A 22,068-nucleotide genomic window follows, 5' to 3' on the forward strand; every position below is an offset into this window, starting at 1 on the left:
CTAGAAGCGATACGCACGCAGGACTGTCTGCAACACGGAGCCTCCCGCGGCGTCGGAAGCTCCGATCCGCAAGCCGACGAATCCTGACCCGCCGGGGTGCTCGACCACTGCCAATCCCCGTTCTCCCACGCGCAGAACGGGAATGTGCTTCCACGTCACGCCGTCGTCGAACGAAGCCTCCACCGTCAGCGCCACGACATCCGACCGCACCGATCCGGGTTGCCGTTGCACCAGAAGCGAAAGCGGGTGGAGCCGCCCGGAAGCACGGTTCTGATCGTCGACCGGGCCGCTCGCGCGCACCACCATCAGCGGCAGTGGCGCGGTCTTGGAAGCACCTGGCTCGGCGAACGTCCACGTGGTGTCGATCCTGGTTCCGATCACCGACCACGGCACGGAGCGGGTGGCCTCCGTGCGGAGGGTGTACCGGCCAGGGGCGTCCGGGATGGTGAAGCTCGCCATTCCCGCGCCTGGAACGCTTTCTGGGGTGCCGCCCACCCGGGCCAGGGTCGTCGTGCCGGTCATGGCCTCGGCTGGCGAGATGTACTGGTCGGGGTCACTGCCCGACAACAGCGGCATGCCGACGGACAGCTGGTTCCCCGCGCGCTGCACGGCCCAGCCGTCCTCCGCGTTCCCGAACGCCGGTCCCATGGCGGCCTTGTTCCACCCAACCTGGTAGGAGCCGGGCTTGTAGCTCCGGTACGACCACGTGTTCTCCGAGTCGTTCCCGTCCACAAAGGACGCGAGTACGTGCCGCCAGGTGACGTCCGGATGGGCGGTGAAGAACTCCGTGCGCTTGCTCGGAACGGCGTGGTCGGTGGTCTCGTACACGCCGATTCCCGGCTCCTGCACGGCAAGCCGCGCGTAGTCCGCCCGCAGCCCCTTCGCCGGTGCGCCCTGCGCGTGGTACCGCGACTCCACCTTCGCCAGCTCGTGATCACGCACGCGGTAGGTCGTGTTCGCCGGAATCCTGCCGCGCTCGAGGAAAGCCAACTGGTACGTGGCGGACGAATCGACGAGCCCGACGCGGAACGTGAACGCGTACGTGTGGTCGGAGACCTGTGTTTCCGTGCCCACCGCGTACAGCTGGTGTGCCGGGCCCGCCGTCCAACCGAGGGAGCTGATCCGGTCGCCCTTGCCGGAGAGCAAAGCGACCTGGCCGAACTTGAACTTCGCGCCCTGCCGGTCGACGGCGGCGCGGATCGGCTTGCCCTGCCTGGCATCCAGGGTGACGACAGCGTCCTTGCCGACCACGAAACCGGTCTTGGACAACGCCGTCACGGCGAGCGGCTGCGCCTTGTTGGCGGGGTCGTCCGACAGGTCGAACGCGTTGATGTCGTAGCGCCCCTTCGGCAGCCGCGCGGTGCCGTTCGGGCGAAGTCCATACGCCGCACCGGTTTCGGTGTTCACCGCTTTCGCGACGCCGCCGTTGGGCCGTCCGGTGCGGCTGATCAACTCGACCTTGAGGTCGTAGCTCTCCCCTTCCAGCACTGCCGCAAGTGCCGTCTGCACAACGGTTCCCGGCGCGGTGGCCGTCAAGCGACCGCCGTGCCTGCCCGCGGGTTTGCCGACAGGGTCGGCCACAACACCGACGCTGGCCGTGCCGTTGGCGGGCACGGTGATCTTTGGCGAGGACGGAGTGAACGGGCCAGCTGCGGCCAGGTCGAGGGTGACCGGAGCCGCGCCGTCGTTGCGGTAGGTCACGGTCTTGGAGTCGGATCGCTTGTACGGCCAGGAAAGGAAGCCGAAGCTCACGCCGCCGGAGATCGCGGTCACCTGCTGGGTCACCGCGCGACCGATGTCCAGCCTGCCCGCTCCTTGTTCCAGGGCGTCCGCGGTCGGTCGGGCCGATCCGGTCAGCGCGGCCTTGAGGCGGTCCGCCTTCCAGTCCGGGTGCTGCTGGGCCAGGAGCGCGGCGGCACCGGCAGCGTGCGGCGCGGCCATCGACGTCCCGGAGAGCGTCGCGTACAAGGCATCGACGGGTGCGAGATCACCGTCCCGAGTACCGGGCGCACGCGCGGAGACGATCTCGGCTCCGGGTGCGGCGATGTCCGGCTTCACCGCCAGGTCCCCGGTGCGCGGGCCGCGCGGCGAGAACGGGCTCGTGGTGTCCTCTTTGGACACACTGCCCACGGCGAGCGCGGCGTCCGCGGAGGCCGGGGCGGTCACGGACGCGAGCGGGTCCGCGCCGTCGAGGTTGCGGTCGTTGCCCGCCGAGACGACGAACAGCGTGCCGTGCTGGGCGGAAAGCCGGTTCAACGCCTGGGAAACAGGGTCCGTGCCATCGGTGGCCGCCCCGCCGAGGCTGAGGTTGACCACCTTGGCCTTCGGCGCGATCCACTCCATCCCGGCGATCACCGCGGAGTCCGGGCAGCCGTGGTCCACGCACACCTTGCCGCTGATCAGCTTCGTGTCCGGCGCGACGCCGCGGTAGACCGAGGAAGCGCTCGCGATGATCCCCGCGACGTGCGTGCCGTGGCCGAGGTCGTCGCGCGCGTCCGGCCGCGTGCCGGTGAAGTCCTTGGCCTCCACCACTTTCCCGGCCAGGTCGGGGTGGTCGGCCTTGATTCCGGAGTCGAGCACGCCGACCGTGACACCCTTGCCGGTGAACCCGGACTGCCACGCGCGCGGCGCTCCGACCCGTGGGACGCTCGTGTCGACGGCGGGCTTGCCGATGCCGTCCAGCCACACCTGGGTGGGCGAGGCCGAACGGGTCACCCAGTCCCAGAAGTCCTTGGTGCGCTTGGGATTCTGCCGCACGGCGATGCCGCCGACGCTGGGCAGGTCGCGCACCTTGGTCACTCCGGGCGGCGGGGCCGCCGAGGTGACGATCAAGGGCGTGTCGTCCCGCCTGCGCCGGGTCAGCTCGGAGACGTTGAACAGGCGGCGGTCGACGCGGCCCGCGGCCACCAGCGCGCTCGCGTCGGAGGGGATGACCGAGACGTCGGCCGCGCCGGGACCGGCCTCGCGGATGAAGCCCACGTGCTCCCGACCGGGCCCCGGGGTGATCATCACGCCCGGTGCGCCGCCGGGCTGCCGCAGCAGCCGGACCTGATCGCCGGTGACCAGCGTGACGGCTCCGGCGAGATCAGCGGTGGCGGGCGCGGCGGTGGCCGGGACGATCCCGGCCAGGACCGCGAGGACCACCGGCGGCACGAGTCCAGTCATTCTCACGAGGGGTACTTCGTCGCTCACACACAGTGTTGTTACAGGCTATCGGCGGGAACGCGCGAGCCCCGCGGCAACGGCGCTGATCACAGCCCCGGCGCCGAGCACCGAGGGCACGCCGACACGGGCGACCTTGCGGCCGGTGCGGAAGTCCTCGACCTCCCAGCCCTTGGCCCGCGCGATGCGGCGCAGCCCGGAGTCCGGGTTCACCGCGACCGGCGTGCCGACCGCGGTCAGCATCGGGACGTCGTTCTGCGAGTCGGAGTACGCGGTGCAGCGCCGCAGGTCCAGCCCCTCGCGGGCGGCGAGCGCGCGCACCGCGTGCACCTTCGCCGGACCGTGCATCAGCCCGCCGACCAGCCGTCCGGTGTAGACGCCGTCGACGCTCTCCGCCACCGTGCCCAGCGCCCCGGTCAGGCCGAGCCGCCGCGCGATGATCGTGGCCAGCTCCACCGGGGTCGCGGTGACCAGCCAGACCCGCTGGCCCGCGTCGATGTGCTTCTGCGCGAGCGCCCTGGTGCCCGGCCAGATCTTGTCGGCCATCAGCTCGTCGTAGATCTCCTCGCTGACCGCCGACAGCTCCTCGACGGTCCGACCGGCCACAAAGGACAGCAGCTGGTCCCTGCTGGAGTCGATGCTGGCCTGGTCCTCGCGCCCGCCGACGCGGAACTTCAGCTGCTTCCAGGCGAACCCGGCCAGCTGCGCTCCGGAGACGTACCTGCGCGCCACCAGACCGCGCGCGAAGTGGAAGATCGACGCGCCCATCATCATGGTGTTGTCCACGTCGAAGAACGCCCCGGCCGTCAGGTCCAGCGCCGGGCCATCCCCCACCGGCCCCACTACGGCGGCCTCCGCCGACGCGGCACCGGCCACCGCGGCCAACCGCTCCAGTTCCGGCTCCTGCACGGGTTCTCCCGCTGGCTTCCTCACCGGCATGCGCACCGCCTTCCCCAATGCTCCAGCCTATCCGGACACCACCCGGCCGCCCCGATCGACCTCTTCAGTGCACGCTGAGATCCCCAATGACTCATTCAGGGACTCCAACGTGCTGAATGAGTCATTGAGGTACTTCGCGAGCCCACGTTGTGCTGGCCGCCGCGACCCCGTGCCTCTGGCGGCGGCTCGGCCTCAGCCGCCGCTTCGGACACATACCGGGCGTCCGAGGGCACTCAAACCCACGTTATGAGCCCGAAACGAGGGGGTTTGCCCTGAACGAGTCGTTCAGGGACCTCAACGCCCCAAACGCGTCATTCGCCGCGTGGAGAGTGGACTGAATGAGTCATTGGGGGAGCTCAAGTGCCTCAATGACTCATTCAGTGCGCTGGAGTACCTCAATGACTCGTTCAGGGCAAAAACGTCGGGTCAGGCCTTGGTGGCGGAGAGGGCGGTCCACCTGTCCCACGGGTAGGCCCAGAAGTCGGCGCCCTTGGCGGGGAGGTCGATGGACGAGCCGGTGACCACGACCGGATCGCCTTCCAACGCGGTGGCGTAGTAGTCCTTGGCGTCCTTCATCGACAGGTTCGCGCAGCCGTGCGACACGTTGTTGCGGCCCTGGCTGCCCACGGAGTCCGGGTTGGCGTGGATGAACTCGCCGTGGTTGGACATCCGCAGCGCCCAGTGCGCGTTGAACTCGAACTGCTTCATGTAGTACTGCTCGTGCTTGGCCATGATGAAGTAGCGGCCGTTGCGGGTGACGAGCTTCGGGTCGGACTCGCGGCCGAAGCTGGCGGGGTAGTTGCGGAACTCCTTGCCGTCGCGCTCGACGATCAGCCGGTGCTGGTCGGTGTCGGCGCGCACGAGCTGGTGGCGGCCGATGACGAAGTTCGTGGTGAAGTCGTTCTTGCCGTAGGCGTTGTTGCCGAAGTGCACGCCACGGAGTCCACTTCGGACGGTCACGCGCGTTCCGGGCTGCCAGTACTCCTTGGGGCGCCACACCAGGTTCTCGCCGTCGATCCAGCCCCACGAGCCCTCGACCTCGGGGGTGGTCTCGACCGACACGGCCTTCTCGACGGCGGCGCGCTCGGTGCTCTTGACGCCGGGAGAAGGGAAGACCAGCCACACGGGCTGCGCGACGCCGTAGCTGCCGCCCTCCGTCACGCGGGGACTGACGGTGACCGGCACCCGTGGCTTGACGGTGCGGAAACTGCTGTTCACGGGCAGCGGCTTGCCGTCGGAGCCGGTCGCAGTGCCGGAGAAGCTGTACTCGGCGTCGAAGTCGGGCTTCTCGGTCGCGGTCCAGGTGCTCTTGTCGTCGGAGAGCTTGCCAGCCAGCTGCTTGCCCTCGGCCCCGGTGAGCCGGATGTCGCCGAGGGTTCCGCCGGTGACGCTCACCTTCAGCGGTGCGGCCGGGGCCACTCCGGTCGCCTTGTCGGCGGGCTCGACGACGACCTTGCTCTCCGGCGGCGCGGCCACGTTGGCTGCCTGCTGCGCGGGCGAGCCGGTGGTGCACGCACTGAGCCCCAGTGCCGCCACAACGGCTAGTCCGATCGCGATCGACTTGGCTCGCGCCATGTGCGTCTCCCCTGTGGTGATGGTTTCGCAGAGATGACGCGGTGCGCGGCACCCGGGTTGTGTGAGCAGCCGCACAAGCTAACTTTCCGTTGTGATGCAACTTTGGGCGAGTGACCCGTGGCGCCGCGAGGCCGTTGCCTGGATGGACGCGCAGCTGGTCAGGGCGGGGATGGTCCGCACCGGCGAGGTGACGCAGCCGCGGGTGCAGTCGTGGGCGACGGTGCTTCGGGCGGAGACGAACCAGGGCGTCGTGTGGCTCAAGGCGTGCGGTCCGGGCACCGCGTTCGAGGTGCCGCTCTACCCGCTGCTGCACCGGCTCGCCCCGGACCGCGTGCTCACCCCGATCGCAGTGGACCTCGACCGCGAGTGGCTGCTGCTGCCCGATGGCGGGCCGACGATGAAGGACAGCCCGCGCGATCTCGCGGAAGTGCTTGCGGGGTATGCGAAACTGCAACGCGACCTGGCCCCGCACGTCGACGAGCTGCTGGCGATCGGCGTCGTCGACATGCGTGCGGCGATCATGCCGAAGCGGTTCACCGAGGCCATGGAGGCGGTCGGCGCCTACGTGGAGCGGCGCGGTGGCGAGGCCGAGCGGACCACGTTCGACCAGCTCGTGGCCTTCGAGGACACCTACCGCGAGTGGTGCGAACGGCTCGCCGAGGACCCGATCCCGCCCAGCCTCGACCACAACGACCTGCACCAGAGCAACGTCTTCGCTACCGGCGCGAAGTTCTACGACTGGGGCGACAGCGTGGTGGCGCACCCGTTCGCGAGCCTGCTGTTGCCGTTGTCGCGCAACGAGGACCACCGAGTGCGCGATGCCTACCTCGCCGGGTTCGGACCGCCCGCGGAGCTGGTCGCGTCCGTCGAGCTGGCTTGCCGGGTCGGCAAGGTGGCGAGGACCCTGGTGTGGATCAGGGCCCTGGGCGGCGACGTGGACCACGAGTATGCGAGCGCCCCGCTGGAGCACATGGCGTCGCTACTGTCGGAGTCCTACCTCTTGTAAGCGGCGATCAAGGTCTCTCCGATGGCGACCTGGGCCGCGTTCAGCTCGGGCTCGCCGTCCTCGATGTCCCACAGGCAGTTCTGCAGCACGCGAGCGAGCGTCCAGCCGAACGCGCGCTGCCGGTCCAGCCCCAACCCCTCGGTCATCAGGTCGAAGCGCCTGCGGACCACACCGGCGACGTCACCGGAGGCCACGACCTCGTCCCACCGGTCCGACAGCGCGGGCATCAGGTCGAACCCGGGATCACCGACGAGCGGCTCCGGGTCGATCACCAGCCACGGTTCGCGATCGGTGCCCGGCAGCGGCGCCAACACGTTGCCCTGGTGCAGATCCCAGTGCAGCAGCTGATCTCCCGGCTCGTCGACGAGGTCCCGGACGACACCGGCACAGGTGTCCAGCAACGCCTGTTCATCCGGATTGGACAGTCGAGGCACATCCTCCAGCATGGCGGCCGCGACGTCGCCCAACCGTCGCAGCCCGGCGGGCGGCGGAACCGAGCCGATCCGGGCGAGGAGGTCGGTCAGGATGCGCAGCGCCGCCCACTCATCCTCCATAGTGGACAGTGGGCGGGCGTGGTCGAGCCGTTCCAGCAGGAGCGCCCTGCGCGAGTGGTCCTCGGCGAGCAGCCGCACCGCTCCGTCACCGTCCCACGCGCGCAACGCGGCTGCCTCGCCCGCGTTCTCCTCGGTGACCCGGCCGATCTTGAGCGCGGCGGCCGCGCCGTCCGCGTGCCGCACCGGCAGGACCAGCGAGGCCATGCCGTGCCCCGGCGCGCCATCGGGCCGCAGCTCCCACCGGTCGAGGTATTCGGCGACGAAGCGGGGCAGGTTGTCGAGCCAGGTCTGGTCCTGCCCGCTGTGCAGCCGGACCAGACCGGCGGGGAGAACGGTGGTCATGCCGACCTCTTGTAGATCTCAGCGAGGATCTGCCCAACGGTGACGGTCTCCGGCCACGGGAAGAACTCCTGCTCCAGGTCGTGCAGGCAGTTGTCCAGAACACGACCCAGAGCCCAGCCCGCCGTCCGGCGCCGGTCCAGACCGAGGCGCTCCACCATCAGGTCGAAGCGCCTGCGGACCACGCCCGCGACGTCACCGGAGGCGACGACTTCGTCCCACCGGTCGACCAGTGCGGGCAGCAGGGCGTAGCCGGGATCACCGACCAGCGGCGCCGGAGCGATGACCAGCCAGGGTTCGCGGTCGAAGCCCGGCAACGGAGCCAGGACGTGGCTCTGGTCCAGGTACTGGTGCAGCAACTGGTCCCCTGGCTCGTCACGGAGGTCGTGAACGGCTCCGGCACAGGCGTCGAACAACGCTCGGTGGTCCGGATCGGGCATTCGCGGCACGTACTCCATCATCTCCGCCACGACCTCGGACAGCCGCCGCACTCCCTCAGGCGGGCGGGCGGAGCTGGTCCGGGCGAACAGCTCGGCCAGAACGTCGAACGCGGCCCACTGGTCATCCACAGTGGACAGTGGCCGGGTGTGGTCGAGCCGTTCCTGCAGCAACGCCCCCCGTTCGTAGTCCTCGGTGAGAAAGCGCACCACGCCGTTCCCGCCGTAGGCGCGCAGCACGGCGGCATCTTTCCGGAGTACGACGGCGGCCCAGCTGGTCCTGACTTTCAGCAGGGCGGGCGAGCCATCGGCGCAGTGCACCCGCTGGACCAATGAGCACGCATGGCTCAGCTGGAGAGGACCGTCGGGCGACAGCCGCCACCGGCCGAGGCACTCGGCGAGACGGCGCGACGCGTCGTCGAACCAGTCCCGGTCAACGTTGTTCACGCCTCCAGTGTGAGGTAGTCGTGCAACACAGTTGCGGGCGCGAGGGTGAGGTCGGTCAAGATGTGGCTGGCCAGGACGACCTCCCGCACCGGGAGGTCCGCGAGCGGCGCGAGCACGTGCTCGAACAGCTGGAGCCGCGCGGGACCGGTCCACGCCTGCTTCACGGTCACGTCGGCGATCTGCGTGCGCACCAGCTCGGCGATCCTGGGCCGCGCGTCGTAGCCGGGCACGATCTTCATCATGTAGGTCGGCACGGTGATCTGCCGCAACGCGTCCTCTTCGGACAGTGGGTGGTGCTTGTACCCCATGGTCGCCGTCGCAACCCGCAGGGACCCGATGTCCAGCGTGCCGACGAGTGCCCCGCTGTCCACCTGGAGCCGTGCCTCACCAAGGCTTTTCGGATAGGCCGAGAGTTCGCGCCCGCAGGCGATCGCCGCGAAGCTGTTGAGGTACATGGCGTGGAGGTACTCGCCGCGTTCCTCACCGAAGCGCACCGGGATCGCGATGCCCGCTTCGGTGTACGGCCCGAAACCCCCGACATCGCCCATGTGCATGACCTCGAAGCGCACCAGCGGTTCGTCGATCTCCAACGGTTCTGGGACGATCGCGCACAGTGCGTCGAGATCGGTGCGGTAGAAGATGTTCAGGTACTCGCGGTCGGTGAACCGGTACACACCAAGCGGATAAGCGGGCGCGGCCAGCGGCGTCGTCACCTTCGCCAGGACGTCCTCAGCGCGCATCGCCCCTCCTCAGGGTCAGGCCGAAACGGGAGCCGTGGAACGCGTTCACACCGTCCACCGCGCACACGATGTCCGCGATCAGCGTGGGCTCGTCGCCGCCCCTGACCTCCGCCACGAACAGCTCGTACACCAGGCGCTCGTTGGCCGGGGTGATCTGCTTGCCACAACGCCAGTCATAGGTCTCGCGCTGCACCGGTTCGAACCGCCAGCCGTCCCGATCGACGGTGAATCCCAACGCTGCCAGGTAGAAGGCCATCGCCTGGAAGCCGCCGTCGACGATGAGGTTGCCCGGCATGCACGGATCGTCCCGGAAGTGCCCGTCGAAGAACCACGCGTCGTCGGCAACCGGCGTCTCCACTCGGAGATAACCGCGGCCCCAAGGACCACCGGCCGGATCGAACTCGGTCACCTCGTGCAGCAACCAGGTTCGTTCGCTGCCCAGCCGCGGCGAGCTGCTGTGCGACCGCAGCTCCGCCCGGCCGAAGCACTCAGCGGCGCGCCCGTTGGCGAACGCCAGCATCTGGTGCGGCGCGAACTTTCCAGGTGAGCAAGCGTTCGACGGCGTGTCCAGCGGGGCGTCGGCCGCAGGGACGTGCTCGGCCGGGTTCCACGGGACGCCCGGTGAGCTCGCCAGGGCTTCGTCGGTGAACAGGCCGCTGCGCGAGCGAACGGTGACACGCAGCTCGTTGCCAACCCAGTAGTCGTAGCGGCACGCGAAGATGATCAGTCCGTTGTACTCGCTGTGCCCGTCGACGTTGACCTCACAGCTGATCACCTCGCCAGCCCGCGCGGGACTGCCGACGTAGGTCAGCTCCGCGTCCAGCAACCGGTAGTTGCGGTCCCCGGAATGGCCGAGGTCCGCGCCCAGCCAGCTCATCAGCACCAGGGTGCCCTGACCGGTCTCCACCATCAGCCCTGGCGGCAGGTACCCGGTGTGGTCCAGGTACCAGGCGTCCGGGTGCACGTCGGTCTCGGTCCTGATCACGCCCGCGCCCATGGAAGCCTGTTCCGCCTCCATCTCCAGGACGCGGTCGAACAACAGCATGGGCGGCTGCGGAAGGCGAATGTGCCTGCGGTGGTCGTCCTGCGCGGCGAAGCGAGGACCGAAGACCCGCGAAACCGGCCCAGCACCAAGGAGAAGCAGGTCCTCACGATCGAAGACCAGCTTCTTCTCCGGCTGCCGCCCCATCAACGCGATCGCCGTCCGAGTCTGGAGTTCGAGGAAATGCCGGTGCACCTCGGTGTGCTGGGTGAGCACCGCCGCGTGCGCTGCGGCCACCCGTTCCCGTTGCGCCATAACGAAGCTGACGCGATCCGGAGCGACAACAGCCGGAGTAGCAACCGGGACTGGTGCGAACCGCAGCTCCGGCAGGCGAACCTCGCTCCACTCCACCGGGAACCGCATGGTCTTGCCGATCTCCGCACGCGGGCGGCGCATCCGCTCGAAGAACTCCGCCGCGGCAACGGGAACTCCGGCCGCGACGAGTTCAGCCAACGCGAAGCCGAACTGGCGCAGCCCTCGCCCGTCCGGCGCATCCAGCGCAACAGCCAGGTGTTCACGATCGCCAAGGGTCCGACGAATCCATCCAGTGCACAGCCCCTGCGGACCCAACTCGACGAACACGCGCACACCGTCGGCCCACGCGCGCTCGACCACTTCGGCGAACCGCACGGTGCTGACGCCCTGCGCGCTGACCGCCTCTGCGGCGCGCTCCGACGTGGCCGTGTAGGACTCCGTGGTAGCACCGCTGTAGAAGCGAACACCGGGGATGTCGCGAGCGGGCTGAGTGGCGAAGTCACGCCACGAAGCGCGCACCGGCTCCAGCTCCGGCACGTGCGCCGCGAAGTGGTAGCCGATCTTGATGGACGGCAGACCCGTGCGCGCCAACAGCATCGAGCAAGCCTGCTCCGGGCCACCCACCACGCACACGTCCGGCGCGTTCTCCGCCATCACGTGCACGCCGGGGTAGTCGTCCAGTACCGCGCTAACGGAAGCGGCCGGACCGTTGACCAGGTGGCTGGCCCACCGGTCCTCGGTGATGCCCGCCCGCTGCCACTGCTCCCGCAGCGCATGACAGTCGCCGGTGAGATCGTTGAGAAGCGAGTTCTCGCGGAAGTCGTTGTTCCACTTGGTGATGTCCGGCCAGACGCCCATCACCGTCAGCCCCACCGGTTCCCCGGCGGAGTACCCGATCACCGCACTGGGCCGCAAGCCCAGCGAGTCGGTGATCTCCTTGTGCAGCATGCTGAACTTGCCGAGGTCGACTATGTCCTCGACCACCGACGGCGGCCGGCCGCCGGGCGGGGTGAGCGGTCCGCCGAAGCGCTCGGACGCGGAGGCGACCGCGTCCGGGAACGCCAGCCACAGCTCACGGCCCATGTCCGGGTACACCGCGGCACCGTTGGTGAACACGAACGCGATCTCTCCGCCGAGCGGCTCGTCCCGGTACGCGACGCCCGCGGGCTTCACTCCCCCGTCGACGAGCCAACGCCGGGCACGTTCGATCGCCTTGCCCCGGTCGCCCTCGATCACCACCGCGAGCCTGGCTGGACCGCTGTCCGACATGTCACCGGACTCCAGTGCCGCAACGACTTCAGCGCGGTCGCGGCCCGAGTAGACCTCCAGCGTGGGCTCGTCCGCGATCCACGGCTCGGGAGTTCCCGCCGCGCGCAGCCGAACCCGGGTCCTGGGCGCTTCGAGCGGGTCCACAACGACCTCTGCGGTCTGCAATCCCACGACGGGCGTCGCCGGAGAACCGGCCTGCGGGAGCGCTCCGTGCCGCAACGCCGTAGCCGCCATAGCGACACCGACGAGCCCGACCGCCGCGTGCGCCGATCCGAAGAAGTCCACAGTGGACTCCTCGACGATCAGGTCAGCGGGCTGGGAATCGTCCTGGTCCAGCAAAGCGATCACGCGATCACCGTCACGCTCGGCGTCGCTGAGCCGCTTCAACACCAGCGCAACAGCCGCATCACCCGGCGTGGTCTCGCGACCGAGCTCGCGGAGTGCCGCCTGGTGCACCGGATCTCCGGAGAGGTCGACCGCACCGACGACCGCCGCATCGGCCTCACCGAGCCGCAAAGCGCGTGCGGCGAGGTCGAGCGCCACCAGACCGGAGGCTTCCTCCGCCGACACCGTGTAGCCCGGCCCGGCCAGGTCCAGCTGCGCGTTGATCCGGTTGGCGACGAGATTCGGCATCGCACCAACGGAAACGGCCGCGGTGTACGGTCCCGCGATGGCTTCGCGGAAGGCAGCCGCATCACTGGTGTCCGCGCCCGCGTCCTCCATCCACTGTGGAACGCGAAGCCGGGCGCAGTACCTGGTGCCCGTAAGGTCCGTGCCCATGCCGACGAGCACAAGCGTGCGCTCGCGCGGCAGCTTCACATCGCGAACGGCCTCGCGAGCGGTTTCCAGTACTACCAACTGCTGTGGATAGGCGCGCTCCAGGTCGCGCGGCGGGAAGCGCAGTCCCGCAAGGGACAGGTTGACGTCACGGCGCAGGTTCCGGCGGCGGTTTCCGGTGAGCACATCCCTGCGGAAGTCCTCCGCGTCCGCGCCATCGGCCACCTTCGCGCCGATCGCCACGATCGCCACCGGATCTAGTCGCTTCGGCGGCACCGGAGCCTCGATGACCCCGACGTTCTCGGTCCAGCCGTCCACAACGAGATGGGCGTTGTTGCCGCCGAAACCGAACGCGCTCACCCCCGCGCGCAGCGGCCCGGTCCACTCCTCGGTCTCGGTCACCAGGCGGATCGGAGTTCCGTCCAGCGCGGAGATCGGCTCGTCGGCGTCCAGGGTCGGCGGGCGGAGCCCGGCCCGCATCCCGCCGATCACCTTGAGCAGACCGGCAACGCCCGCGGGGGCGAGCACGTGGCCCAGGTTGGACTTCGCGGAACCGATCGGCAGGCTCGCGCTCGCCGCGAAGACGTTCGCCAGCGACCGCACCTCGATGGAGTCACCGACCGGGGTTCCGGTGGCATGACACTCCACAAGGGACACTGTCTCCGGCGCGACACCCGCGATCTCGTATGCCTGCCGCATCGCCCGCTCCTGCCCGTCTTGCGCAGGTACGAGCAAACCACCGGTCCGGCCGTCGTTGGACAAGCCGACACCGCGCACCACACCGAAGATGGGCATGTCCTGGCGCACCGCGTCGGCCAGCCGCATCAACGCGACCATCCCGGCGCCCTCACCGAGCACGAGGCCGTCGGAGTCGCGGTGGAACGGACGGCTCCGCCCGGTGCTGCTCGTCGCCGAGAGCGCGGCGAAGTTCACTTGCAGGATCAGCTGATCCGCGCGGTTCACCGCCCCGGCTAGCATGAAGTCCGCGGAGCGGTCGAGCAGCCGGTCGCAGGCGAGCTTGATCGCGTAAAGCGAGGAGGCGCATGCCGCGTCGAGCGCGAAAGACCCGCCGTCCAGCCCGAGCGCCTTGGCCGCGAGGTGCGCAGGAAGTCCTGCGGAGAAACGGTTTCGAGCGTCCGGCCGAACGCGATCGCCACGCAGGGCAGGGGTTCCGTCGAGCAACACGTGCTCGGCGAAGCCCGCCATGGCCTCCGGCGGCATGCACAGGTTGCCGAGCACGAGTCCGGACCGGGACGGGGCGGCGCCCAGTCCGGACTCGCGCAGTGCTTCGCGACCGGCGTGCAACACCCACTGGAACAACGGATCCAGGGCGAGCACGAGTGGGGGGTCGATCGCGAAGCCGGAGGGGTCGAACACGGCATCGAAGCCGCGCACGTACCCGCCGACGTCGGAATAGGTGCGGTCGACGGTCTCGGTGTCCGTCGCCATCGCCCACTGTGGACCGAGCCCCCACCGGTCGGGTGGCACGGTGGACAGGCTCTGCCTGCCCGCGGCGAGGTTGTCCCAGTACTGGTCCGGGGTGAACGCGCCGGGCAGCACGCAGCCCCGGCCGACGATCGCGATGTCCACGCTGGTGTTCTCTTCCCGGGTCACTGGATCTGCAGGCGGGCGCGGAAGCTCGGCGCGTCGCCGACCTCGATGTCCACCACGGAGGCGTCGATCCGCTTGCCGCGCACCGGAATCCGGCTACCCGAGCCGGTGAGTCCCGGCAGCGGCAACGTGCCGAGCTGCTGCACGTCGTCGAGGACGACGCTGTCCAGCTCGGGGAACCACGTGCGCGCGGCCCGGCTCATCCAGTCGACCGCGGTCGTGGCGGTCACCCCGGTGTCGGCGTGCCCGACCAAGTCGGGGTGGGTCGATGCGTGCAACCGCACCTCGACCGAGGGCGGGTCCTGGTTCCGGCCGGTCATCACCGCAACGCCTTCGCCCGCGGTGATGATCACGCGCACGTCGTTGCCCGCACCGGTCACCTCGTCGGTGAAGGCGGCCCCGCCCTCAGCGAGCGGGATCAGCGCGATCTCCCTGCGGCGGAAGAACTCCTTCAGCGACGAGTCGACCATGCCGCCCTCCCACGGCCCCCACGCGATGGAGCGCACCAAGCAGTCCGGCCTGCGAACGCTCTCCGCGACGGCGACGTGGTTCAGCGTCTCGTTGGCCATGGCGTAGTCGCTCTGCCGGTCGCTGCCGAAGGTGCCCGCCACCGAGGAGAACAGGCAGAGCATGGTCAGCGGGTCCTCGGCGGTCGCGTCCAGCAACGCGCGCAACCCGGTGAGCTTGGTGCTGGTGACGAGTTCGTACTGCTCGTCGGTCTTCTCGACCAGCGGGTGGTCCTCGATCACGCCCGCCGCGTGCACGAGCCCGGTGATCGGCCCCCACTGCTCGCGAACGGTGGCCAGAGCGACGGCCACCTCGGCGCTGTCCCGGATGTCCACGGCGTGGTAGCTGACCTCGGATCCCGCGTCCCGCAAGGCTTTCAGGTTCGCGTGCACCTCGCGGTTGGCCAGCACGCCGCGCACCCTGGAGCGCACCACGCCCGGCGCCGCGCGCTCGTGCCGCGCGACGGCCTGCACCAGCGCGGACTCATCGGTGATCCCGGCGAGGTAGTCCGGCTCGTCCGCGAGCGGACTGCGGCCGAGGATCACCAACCGTGGCCGGTGTGAACGCGCCAGCGCCAGCAACCCGGGAGCGGTCACGCCGCGCGCCCCGCCGCCGACCACGATCACCGACTCCGGCCCGACCGCGGTGCCCGGAGTGCCGTCGAGCTCCTGGGCGACCGCGCGCAGCGTCAGCCTGGTCCCATCGGCCCGCAGACCAACGTCCAAAGTGGACCCACCGGAGAGCAGCTCGCCGACGATCGCCTCCGCGATCTCGTCGGGCGTGCGGCCACCGCGCTCGCAGTCGATCGCACGGACGCTCGCGTAGTCCCATTCCTTGGCCACCACACGGGAAAGCGCGGAGATTCCCCCGAGCCACGCGCGGTTCGGGCTGCGCCCGTCGAGCCCGAAGTCCCCGCCGGTGTCCTGCACGGTGACGAAGACACCGCCCTCAGTGGTGAAGGTGGCGGCAGTGCGCCACGCCGTCTGGTAGGCGTCGCGGTGGATGGTGAGGGCATCGTCGATCGACCTGATCTCCGCGAGTCCGCCGAGGTGCACAACCCCGTTGGCGTCGGCCGGAACCTCGGTCACGACCTTGGCGGCGATGCCCCGCGCGGTGAGCTTCGCCGCGACGCAGTCGGCGATCCCCCCGCCGTCCTCGGTGACGTAGAGCGGGAAGTCGCCCAGCCCCACCATGGCCAGACCCGGAGCCGGGGTGCCGACCGCCCGGGTCACCCGGCGAACGACCGTGTTCCCGGCGCTCCCGGTGCTCCCGGCCTCGACCGCCCCACCGAACTCGCTCGTGATCTGGCGCAGCGTGCGCAGGGCACCGAGCCGCGCGGAGTCCAGCTCGGCCAGACCCGGAACCTCCTTGCGCAGAGCCGAGAACACCTCCACCCGCTTGATCGAGTCAATCCCCAGATCCGCCTCAAGCTCCATATCCAGATCCAGCATCTCCACCGGATAACCCGTCCGATCCGCCACCACATTCAGCAACACCCCACTGATGTCCTGACCGGCGGTGCTGGAGCTGGAAACGCCACCACCGAGCCCCGAGGAGATCTCACGCAACGTCCGCAGCGCACCGAGCCGAGCCGAGTCCAACTCCGCCAGACCCGGAACCTCCCTGCGCAGAGCCGAGAACACCTCCACCCGCTTGATCGAGTCAATCCCCAGATCCGCCTCAAGCTCCATATCCAGATCCAGCATCTCCACCGGATAACCCGTCCGATCCGCCACCACGCTCAGCAGCACGGCGCTGACATCGGTGGCAGGCCCGACAGGAACCGAAGCGGAAACCGGGGGCGCGGGCATGGCGGTGATGCTCGGCATCACCGGAGCGGCGGGCATCATCGGAGCACTGGGCATCGCCGGAGCGGACACTACCGCGGCAGCGGGCAGGCTGACCGGAGCAGGAACTGGAGCTGGAGCGGGAGCGGCGGACAGCTCGCCAGGACTGCCCAGCAGCGCGGCGAGCGTGGCCTCCGAGGAACGCAGGAAAGCCAGGTGACTCTCCGACAGCAGCTGCTGGTAGGTGTTGTGCGCCTCGGCGGTCTGCCGCTGGCTCTCCTCCACCGCGCGCAGCCACCCGGGCGCGGAAGCCTCCTGAGCCACAACGGGTTCGGCTGCCGGGACCACCGGATTGGGCGCGGGGAACGCCGTCGCTCCACCGGCGGGCGGGTACTGGCGCCCCTGGTTGGCACCGTTGATGCGCACCGTCATCTTGGCCTTGCTCTCCTTCTTCGGTTCCGCGAGCGGTGCGTTCCGCTCCCACAACGCCTCGTAGCCCAACTCGGTACCACTCACCGCGAGCCGGGCCAGCGCCTCGTTGAGGCTGCTGATCCCGTTGCGGCCCTTGCGATCGGTTCCCACGGCCAGGTGCTCCCGGTCACCGAGAATGCGGCCGACCAGCCCGGTCAGCGTCGACCCGGCGCCCACCTCGACGAACCGCCGGACCCCCGCCGCGTACAGCGCCTCGATCTGCTCGACGAAGCGGACCGGAGCCGCGAGGTGTCCCGCGACGCGCGAGCGGATCTCCTCCGGCGCGCTCGGGTACACCGCGGCGTCGGCGTTGCCAAACACCTCGACACCGGGCTCGACAACCGGGATTCCGCTGAGGAAGTCCAGGAACGGCGCCGAAGCGTCCGCCACCAGAGGGCTGTGGAACGCGGTCGCGGTGTTGAGCCGCTTCACCGCGACGCCCTCGGCGGCGATCTTCTGCTCGACGACATCGGCCGAGGGCGCGCCGACCGAGATCACGACCTGGTCCGGCGCATTGTGGTTGGCCACCCACACATCGGCGATCCCGATGCCCGACAACACGTTCTCGACATCCTCGCGGGAGGCCGTGACCGCGGTCATGACGCCCGGGACCTCGGCAGCGTCCCGCATCAGCTCGCCGCGCCGCCGCGCCATCCGCAGCAACGACCGCTCGTCGACCGCACCGGCCGCGTACAGCGCGACAAGCTCACCAAAGCTGTGTCCCGCAACGCAACCCGGCCGCAAGCCCAGCGAGTACAGCACACCGAGCAGCGCGAGGCTATGCGCGGCGAGCGCGGGCTGAGCCCACTCCGTCGCGGTGATTCGAGCGGTCTGCTCGGCACGTTCGGCATCGGTGAACGCGGGGCGCGGGAACACCACCTGGTGCAACGGTTGCTCGTCGAAGTCACCGATGCGGTCCCACACCCGCTGAGCACTCGGCACGTGCATGGTGATGTCGGCGCTCATCCCGACGTACTGTGACCCCTGACCGGGGAACAGGAACGCGGTTCGTCCCTCCACAATAGAAAGTCCATAGTGGACTCCGTTCGGCGTGGAGAACCCCTTGTCCGGGGACTTCTCGACCAAGGCCGCCGCTCGTTCGAGGTCGCCGATGTCCGTGGCCACCACCGCGAGCCGAACGGCATCGGTCGCCCGGAAGCGAAGCTGGCTCCGCCGGGCGATGTCGGCGAGTGAGCCACTTCGCTTGGCGCGCAAGCTCTTCAGCAGCTCTTGAGATGAGGAAGCGCTGAACAGGACGAGTTCACTCGGCTGCGAGCGGTGCCGCCAGGCCGCGGCCGGACCGGTGTACTCCTCCAGGGTCAGGTGGAAGTTGCTGCCTCCGAAGCCGAAGCTCGACAGCGCGGCACGGCGCGGATGCGCGGGATTGCCGACCCACGGGCGCGCCTGGGTGTTGAGGTAGAACGGAGTCCGCTCCAGCTCCAGCTCCGGGTTGGGCCGGTCCACCTTGATCGTCGGCGGCAACACCTTGTGGTGCAAGGCGAGCGCGGCCTTGACCAGCCCGGCCGCACCCGCGGCGCACTTCGTGTGACCGACCTGGGACTTCACCGAGCCGAGCGCGCACCACTGCCGGTCGGTGCGCCCGGACTCGTCGAAGACCTCGCGCAACGAGCCGAACTCGGCGCGGTCACCCGCGATCGTGCCGGTGCCGTGCGCCTCAACGAGTTCGACGGTGCCGGGGTCGTAGCCCGCCACGTCGTAGGCTCTGCGCAACGCCCTGGCCTGGCCCTCGGGCAGCGGCGCGTAGATCGCCGTGCTCCGGCCGTCCGACGCCGCGCCGATACCGCGGATCACCGCGTAGATCCGGTCGCCGTCGCGCTCCGCGTCGTCGAGCCGCTTGAGCGCGAGCATCGCCAGGCCCTCGCCGAGCATGGTGCCGTCGGCGTCCTCGGCGAACGGGCGGCAGTCCCCGCTCGGCGACAGCGCGGGGGTCTTGCTGAACGAGACGAAGGTGCCGATGTCGTTGGTGGTGTCCACACCGCCGGTCAGCACCAGGTCGGCGCGGCCGATCGCCAGCTCCGCGATCGCCGCGGACACCGCGGCGAGCGAACTGCCGCAGGCGGCGTCGGTGGTGTAGTTGGCGCCGTGCAGGTCGAAGCGGTTGGCGATCCGCCCGGCGACGACGTTGCCGAGCATGCCGGGGAAGGTCGCCTCCTGCCAGTCCACGCCGTGCCCGGCGATGCCGTCGCACACCGCCTGCGCGGTTGGCTCGTCGACCCCGTTCTCCCGCAAGGCTTTCAGCCACACCGGGCGGTTGAGCCAGCCGGTCATCTCCGACATCAGCTTCATCGCCGACGCGCCCAGGATCACGCTCACCCGGTCCCGGTCGGTCTCCCCGAGCCCGCCGCCGAGGTCGGCGAGCACCTGCTCGGCGACCACGAGCGAGAGCAACTGGGTGGAATCCGTCGCGGGCAACACGTTCGGCGGGATGCCGAAGGCCACCGGGTCGAAGTCCACCTCGGGCAGGAACGCGCCGCGGCGCGCGTAGGTCTTGCCCGGTGCGGACGGGTCGGCGTCGTAGTGGTCCTCCACCAGCCAGTGCGTGCCGGGCACATCGGTGATCAGGTCTCGGCCCTCGACGACGGTGCGCCAGAACCCTTCTGCGTCAAGCGATCCTGGCATGATCGTGCCGAGGCCGACGATGGCCACCGGCGGTTGCGCGCTCTCGCGTGCCACAACAATCTCCTGTGAAATCGGGAATCAGACCAACCGGCGCGGCGCGAAGGCGAACGCCTCCGGCGGCACGGGCAGGCCGTAGACGCGGAGCTGGTGGGCGCGGGTGATCACCGCGGCGCCCTCCAGCAGGTTGAGCGCGATCTGCACGACGGTGCGGTTGGCCTGCTCGGCGAGGAAGGTCCCGGCGGTCCACCGGTTGAACGCGCCGATCGCCGGGCCGCACCAGATCTGGTAGTCCGTCCGCCGCACGGGATCGCCGTCCACCGCCCACCGGCTGCTGCGGCCGAGGTAGGACCGGAAGACCAGGGCCATCCGGTGCTTCGGGTCGACGCGGGCGCGGGTCAGCTCGGCCGGGTCGCGCTCCTGCCAGAACCGCTCGGTCTCCGCCCACGCCTGGGCGACCGGCATCCGCAGGATGTCCCGCTCGATGCGGGCGCGCAGCCGCTCCGGCAGGTCCTCCAGCGAGTCGTTGTCCCGGTACGCCTCGTAGAGCTGGGTGGCCCGCGCGGCGAACATGGTCCCGCGCCGCAGCACCTGGACCTTCACGCCCTGCTCGAACATGTCGGCGGCGGGTGCCATCGTCACGTCGGCCAGGTCCGCCGCGGCGAGCAGGTCCTTGGCGGCCTGCGACAGCCCCGACTCGACCGCGACCTGGTTGACCGAGCCGGTGACCACGTACGCGGCGCCGCCCGCGAAGGCGGCGGCCACCGCGGTGGGCGTGCCGAGCCCGCCCGCGGCACCGACGCGAACCGGTCGGTCATAACCGAACCGGGCAACGAGCTTGTCCCGCAAGGAAAGGATCACTGGAAGCAGCGACACGAGGGGCCGGTTGTCCGTGTGGCCACCGCTGTCCGCCTCCACGGTGATGTCCTCGGCGACCGGGACGAGCGCGGCTAGCTCGGCCTCCTTCGCGGTCAGCAGACCACGGTCGACCAGCCCGCGCAGCAGCTCCGGCGGGGCCGGGGACAGGAACCGCTCAGCCGTCTCCGGACGGGAGATCTTCGCGAACATCCTGGTGCGCCTGATGATCCGGCCCTGCGCGTCCTGGCTCAACCCGGCGGCCGAGCACCGCACCACGGCGGGCGTGAGGTCGGTGAACGCCGAGGCGCACACGCACGGCACACCGTTGCGGATCAGCAGGTCGGCGACCTCGTCCTCGGTCGCGGGCTCGTTCGGCGAGTGGATGAGGTTGACGCCCCAGTTCGGCACGCCCAGCAACGATTTCCTCAGCTCGGCGACGGCCTCGTGCACCCGCGGCAGGCCCAGCCCACCCGCGCCGAAGAAGCCGAGCATGCCGCCGCGCGCCATGGCCTCGACCATCCCGACCGTTGCGATGCCACCGGCCATTTCGCCCGCCACATAAGGAAAGCGCGTGCCGTGGGTCTCGCCGAACGTCCGGTCGCCGAGCCACTCCGGGTACAGCGGCGGGAGGATGCCGATCACCTGGTGCCGCGGCGCGTGCCCGCCGACGGCCAGGCCGTAGCCCTCGGACGGGTTCTCGGTGGCGACGACGTGCGCGGGCTCCCGGACCCGCTCGACGAGCCCGGCGATCTGCGCGGGGTGGAAGGCGGGCTGGGGCAGCGTTTTCATGAGTCTTCCCGGTAGTCGTCGTAAAAACCTCGGCCGCTCTTCACGCCGAGGAACCCCCGCTCGACGTACTCGCGCAGCAGGGCCCGAGGCCCCTCCGGCAGGCCCTCGCGCTCGGCGGCGTAGCCGTTCTCGATGTCCAGCGCGACGTCCAGCCCGACCTGGTCCATCACCCGGAACGGCCCGGTCGAGACCCCGACCACCATCCGGTAGAGCAGGTCGACCTCGGCCGGGGTGGCGACCCCCTCGGCGACGACCGCCAGGGACTCGCGCTTCACCGCGGCCCAGATGCGGTTGTAGATGAAGCCGGTGCTCTCGGCGCGCACCTCGACCGGGGTGAAACCGAATTCCGGAAGGGCGCCGAGCACGCTGTCCAGCACCGCGCGAGAAGTGCGCCCGGAGGACATCACCTCGACCGCGTTGATCAACGGCGGCAGGTAGAAATGCGTGTTGAGCACGCGCTCCGGGAAATCCAGCCCGCTGATCATCCGGCTCGTCGGGAACGAGGAGGAATTGCTGGCGAGGACGATGTCGTGATCGGTGAGCCGGTCGAGTTCGGCGAACACCTGGCGTTTCAGTTCCAGGCGCTCGGGAACGGCCTCGACGGCGAGCCAGGCACCGCGCACCGCGTCCTTCAGGGAAGGGACCGCGACAACGCGACCCGGCGCGTTGGGCGCATGTGCGGAAACGAACTCCAGTGCTTCGGTGACCTGGTCGGGGACCGGATCGGTGATGCGGACCTCGGCGCCGCCGTTGGCGAACATGAGGGCGAGTCGGCGGCCGAGCGTTCCCGCTCCGACCACCGCGATGGGGGACGCGGGGGGCACGGGTCCAGAGCATGCGAGCGGGGCCGCCCCTCGGACAAGCCA

General features: G+C 69.9%; 11 protein-coding genes. 1 reads left to right on the forward strand and 10 read right to left on the reverse strand.

Features of this window, described 5'->3' with window-relative positions:
* The 3 genes from NLX83_RS25165 to NLX83_RS25175 form a co-directional block, all read right to left on the reverse strand.
* A complete protein-coding gene (locus tag NLX83_RS25165) occupies positions 1-3,165 on the reverse strand; it encodes a S8 family peptidase (protein WP_254237624.1) in 3,165 nt (1,054 codons plus the stop codon).
* 45 nt (positions 3,166-3,210) lie between these two features.
* Positions 3,211-4,071: an HAD family hydrolase gene (locus NLX83_RS25170; RefSeq protein WP_374118806.1), complete on the reverse strand. Its 861-nt coding sequence runs from the start codon at positions 4,069-4,071 to the stop codon at positions 3,211-3,213.
* 456 nt (positions 4,072-4,527) lie between these two features.
* A complete protein-coding gene (locus NLX83_RS25175) occupies positions 4,528-5,676 on the reverse strand; it encodes a L,D-transpeptidase (protein ID WP_254237626.1) in 1,149 nt (382 codons plus the stop codon).
* Positions 5,677-5,770: 94 nt separating this feature from the next.
* Here NLX83_RS25175 and NLX83_RS25180 point away from each other — a divergent pair, with 94 nt between their 5' ends.
* Positions 5,771-6,682 carry a phosphotransferase gene (locus NLX83_RS25180; protein WP_254237844.1) on the forward strand — a complete coding sequence of 304 codons (912 nt, stop codon included), beginning with the start codon at positions 5,771-5,773 and terminating at the stop codon, positions 6,680-6,682.
* On the opposite strand, the gene NLX83_RS25185 is transcribed toward NLX83_RS25180, so the two are convergent.
* The 7 genes from NLX83_RS25185 to NLX83_RS25215 are packed head-to-tail and all read right to left on the reverse strand — an operon-like array spanning position 6,670 to position 22,026.
* Positions 6,670-7,578, reverse strand: a complete 909-nt coding sequence (locus NLX83_RS25185) for an aminoglycoside phosphotransferase family protein (protein ID WP_254237627.1) — start codon at positions 7,576-7,578, stop codon at positions 6,670-6,672. The two genes, NLX83_RS25180 and NLX83_RS25185, sit on opposite strands and share 13 nt — an antisense overlap.
* Entirely contained in the window at positions 7,575-8,459 is an 885-nt protein-coding gene (locus NLX83_RS25190; protein WP_254237628.1) for an aminoglycoside phosphotransferase family protein, read from the reverse strand. Before NLX83_RS25190 ends, NLX83_RS25185 begins: the two co-directional genes overlap by 4 nt.
* Positions 8,456-9,199 (reverse strand): acetoacetate decarboxylase, encoded by a 744-nt coding sequence (locus NLX83_RS25195; protein ID WP_254237629.1) that lies wholly within the window; start codon positions 9,197-9,199, stop codon positions 8,456-8,458. Before NLX83_RS25195 ends, NLX83_RS25190 begins: the two co-directional genes overlap by 4 nt.
* Entirely contained in the window at positions 9,189-14,156 is a 4,968-nt protein-coding gene (locus NLX83_RS25200; protein ID WP_254237630.1) for a beta-ketoacyl synthase N-terminal-like domain-containing protein, read from the reverse strand. Before NLX83_RS25200 ends, NLX83_RS25195 begins: the two co-directional genes overlap by 11 nt.
* Positions 14,153-19,612 (reverse strand): type I polyketide synthase, encoded by a 5,460-nt coding sequence (locus tag NLX83_RS25205; protein ID WP_254237631.1) that lies wholly within the window; start codon positions 19,610-19,612, stop codon positions 14,153-14,155. The genes NLX83_RS25200 and NLX83_RS25205 overlap by 4 nt, the downstream gene beginning before the upstream one ends.
* 24 nt (positions 19,613-19,636) lie before the next feature.
* On the reverse strand, positions 19,637-21,202 hold the full coding sequence (locus tag NLX83_RS25210) for a PfaD family polyunsaturated fatty acid/polyketide biosynthesis protein (RefSeq protein WP_254237632.1): 1,566 nt from the start codon (positions 21,200-21,202) through the stop codon (positions 19,637-19,639).
* Entirely contained in the window at positions 21,199-22,026 is an 828-nt protein-coding gene (locus NLX83_RS25215; protein WP_254237633.1) for a 3-hydroxyacyl-CoA dehydrogenase family protein, read from the reverse strand. Before NLX83_RS25215 ends, NLX83_RS25210 begins: the two co-directional genes overlap by 4 nt.
* Positions 22,027-22,068: the final 42 nt, after the last annotated feature.

This window comes from Allokutzneria sp. A3M-2-11 16, from assembly GCF_024213555.1.
Lineage (GTDB): Bacteria > Actinomycetota > Actinomycetes > Mycobacteriales > Pseudonocardiaceae > Allokutzneria.

Bases quoted from the DNA above. Each gene is read 5' to 3' on its own strand.
- NLX83_RS25165 (WP_254237624.1), bottom strand. From the start codon at position 3,165: ATGACTGGACTCGTGCCGCCGGTGGTCCTCGCGGTCCTGGCCGGGATC.
- NLX83_RS25175 (WP_254237626.1), bottom strand. From the start codon at position 5,676: ATGGCGCGAGCCAAGTCGATCGCGATCGGACTAGCCGTTGTGGCGGCA.
- NLX83_RS25180 (WP_254237844.1), top strand. From the start codon at position 5,771: ATGCAACTTTGGGCGAGTGACCCGTGGCGCCGCGAGGCCGTTGCCTGG.
- NLX83_RS25185 (WP_254237627.1), bottom strand. From the start codon at position 7,578: ATGACCACCGTTCTCCCCGCCGGTCTGGTCCGGCTGCACAGCGGGCAG.
- NLX83_RS25195 (WP_254237629.1), bottom strand. From the start codon at position 9,199: ATGCGCGCTGAGGACGTCCTGGCGAAGGTGACGACGCCGCTGGCCGCG.
- NLX83_RS25210 (WP_254237632.1), bottom strand. From the start codon at position 21,202: ATGAAAACGCTGCCCCAGCCCGCCTTCCACCCCGCGCAGATCGCCGGG.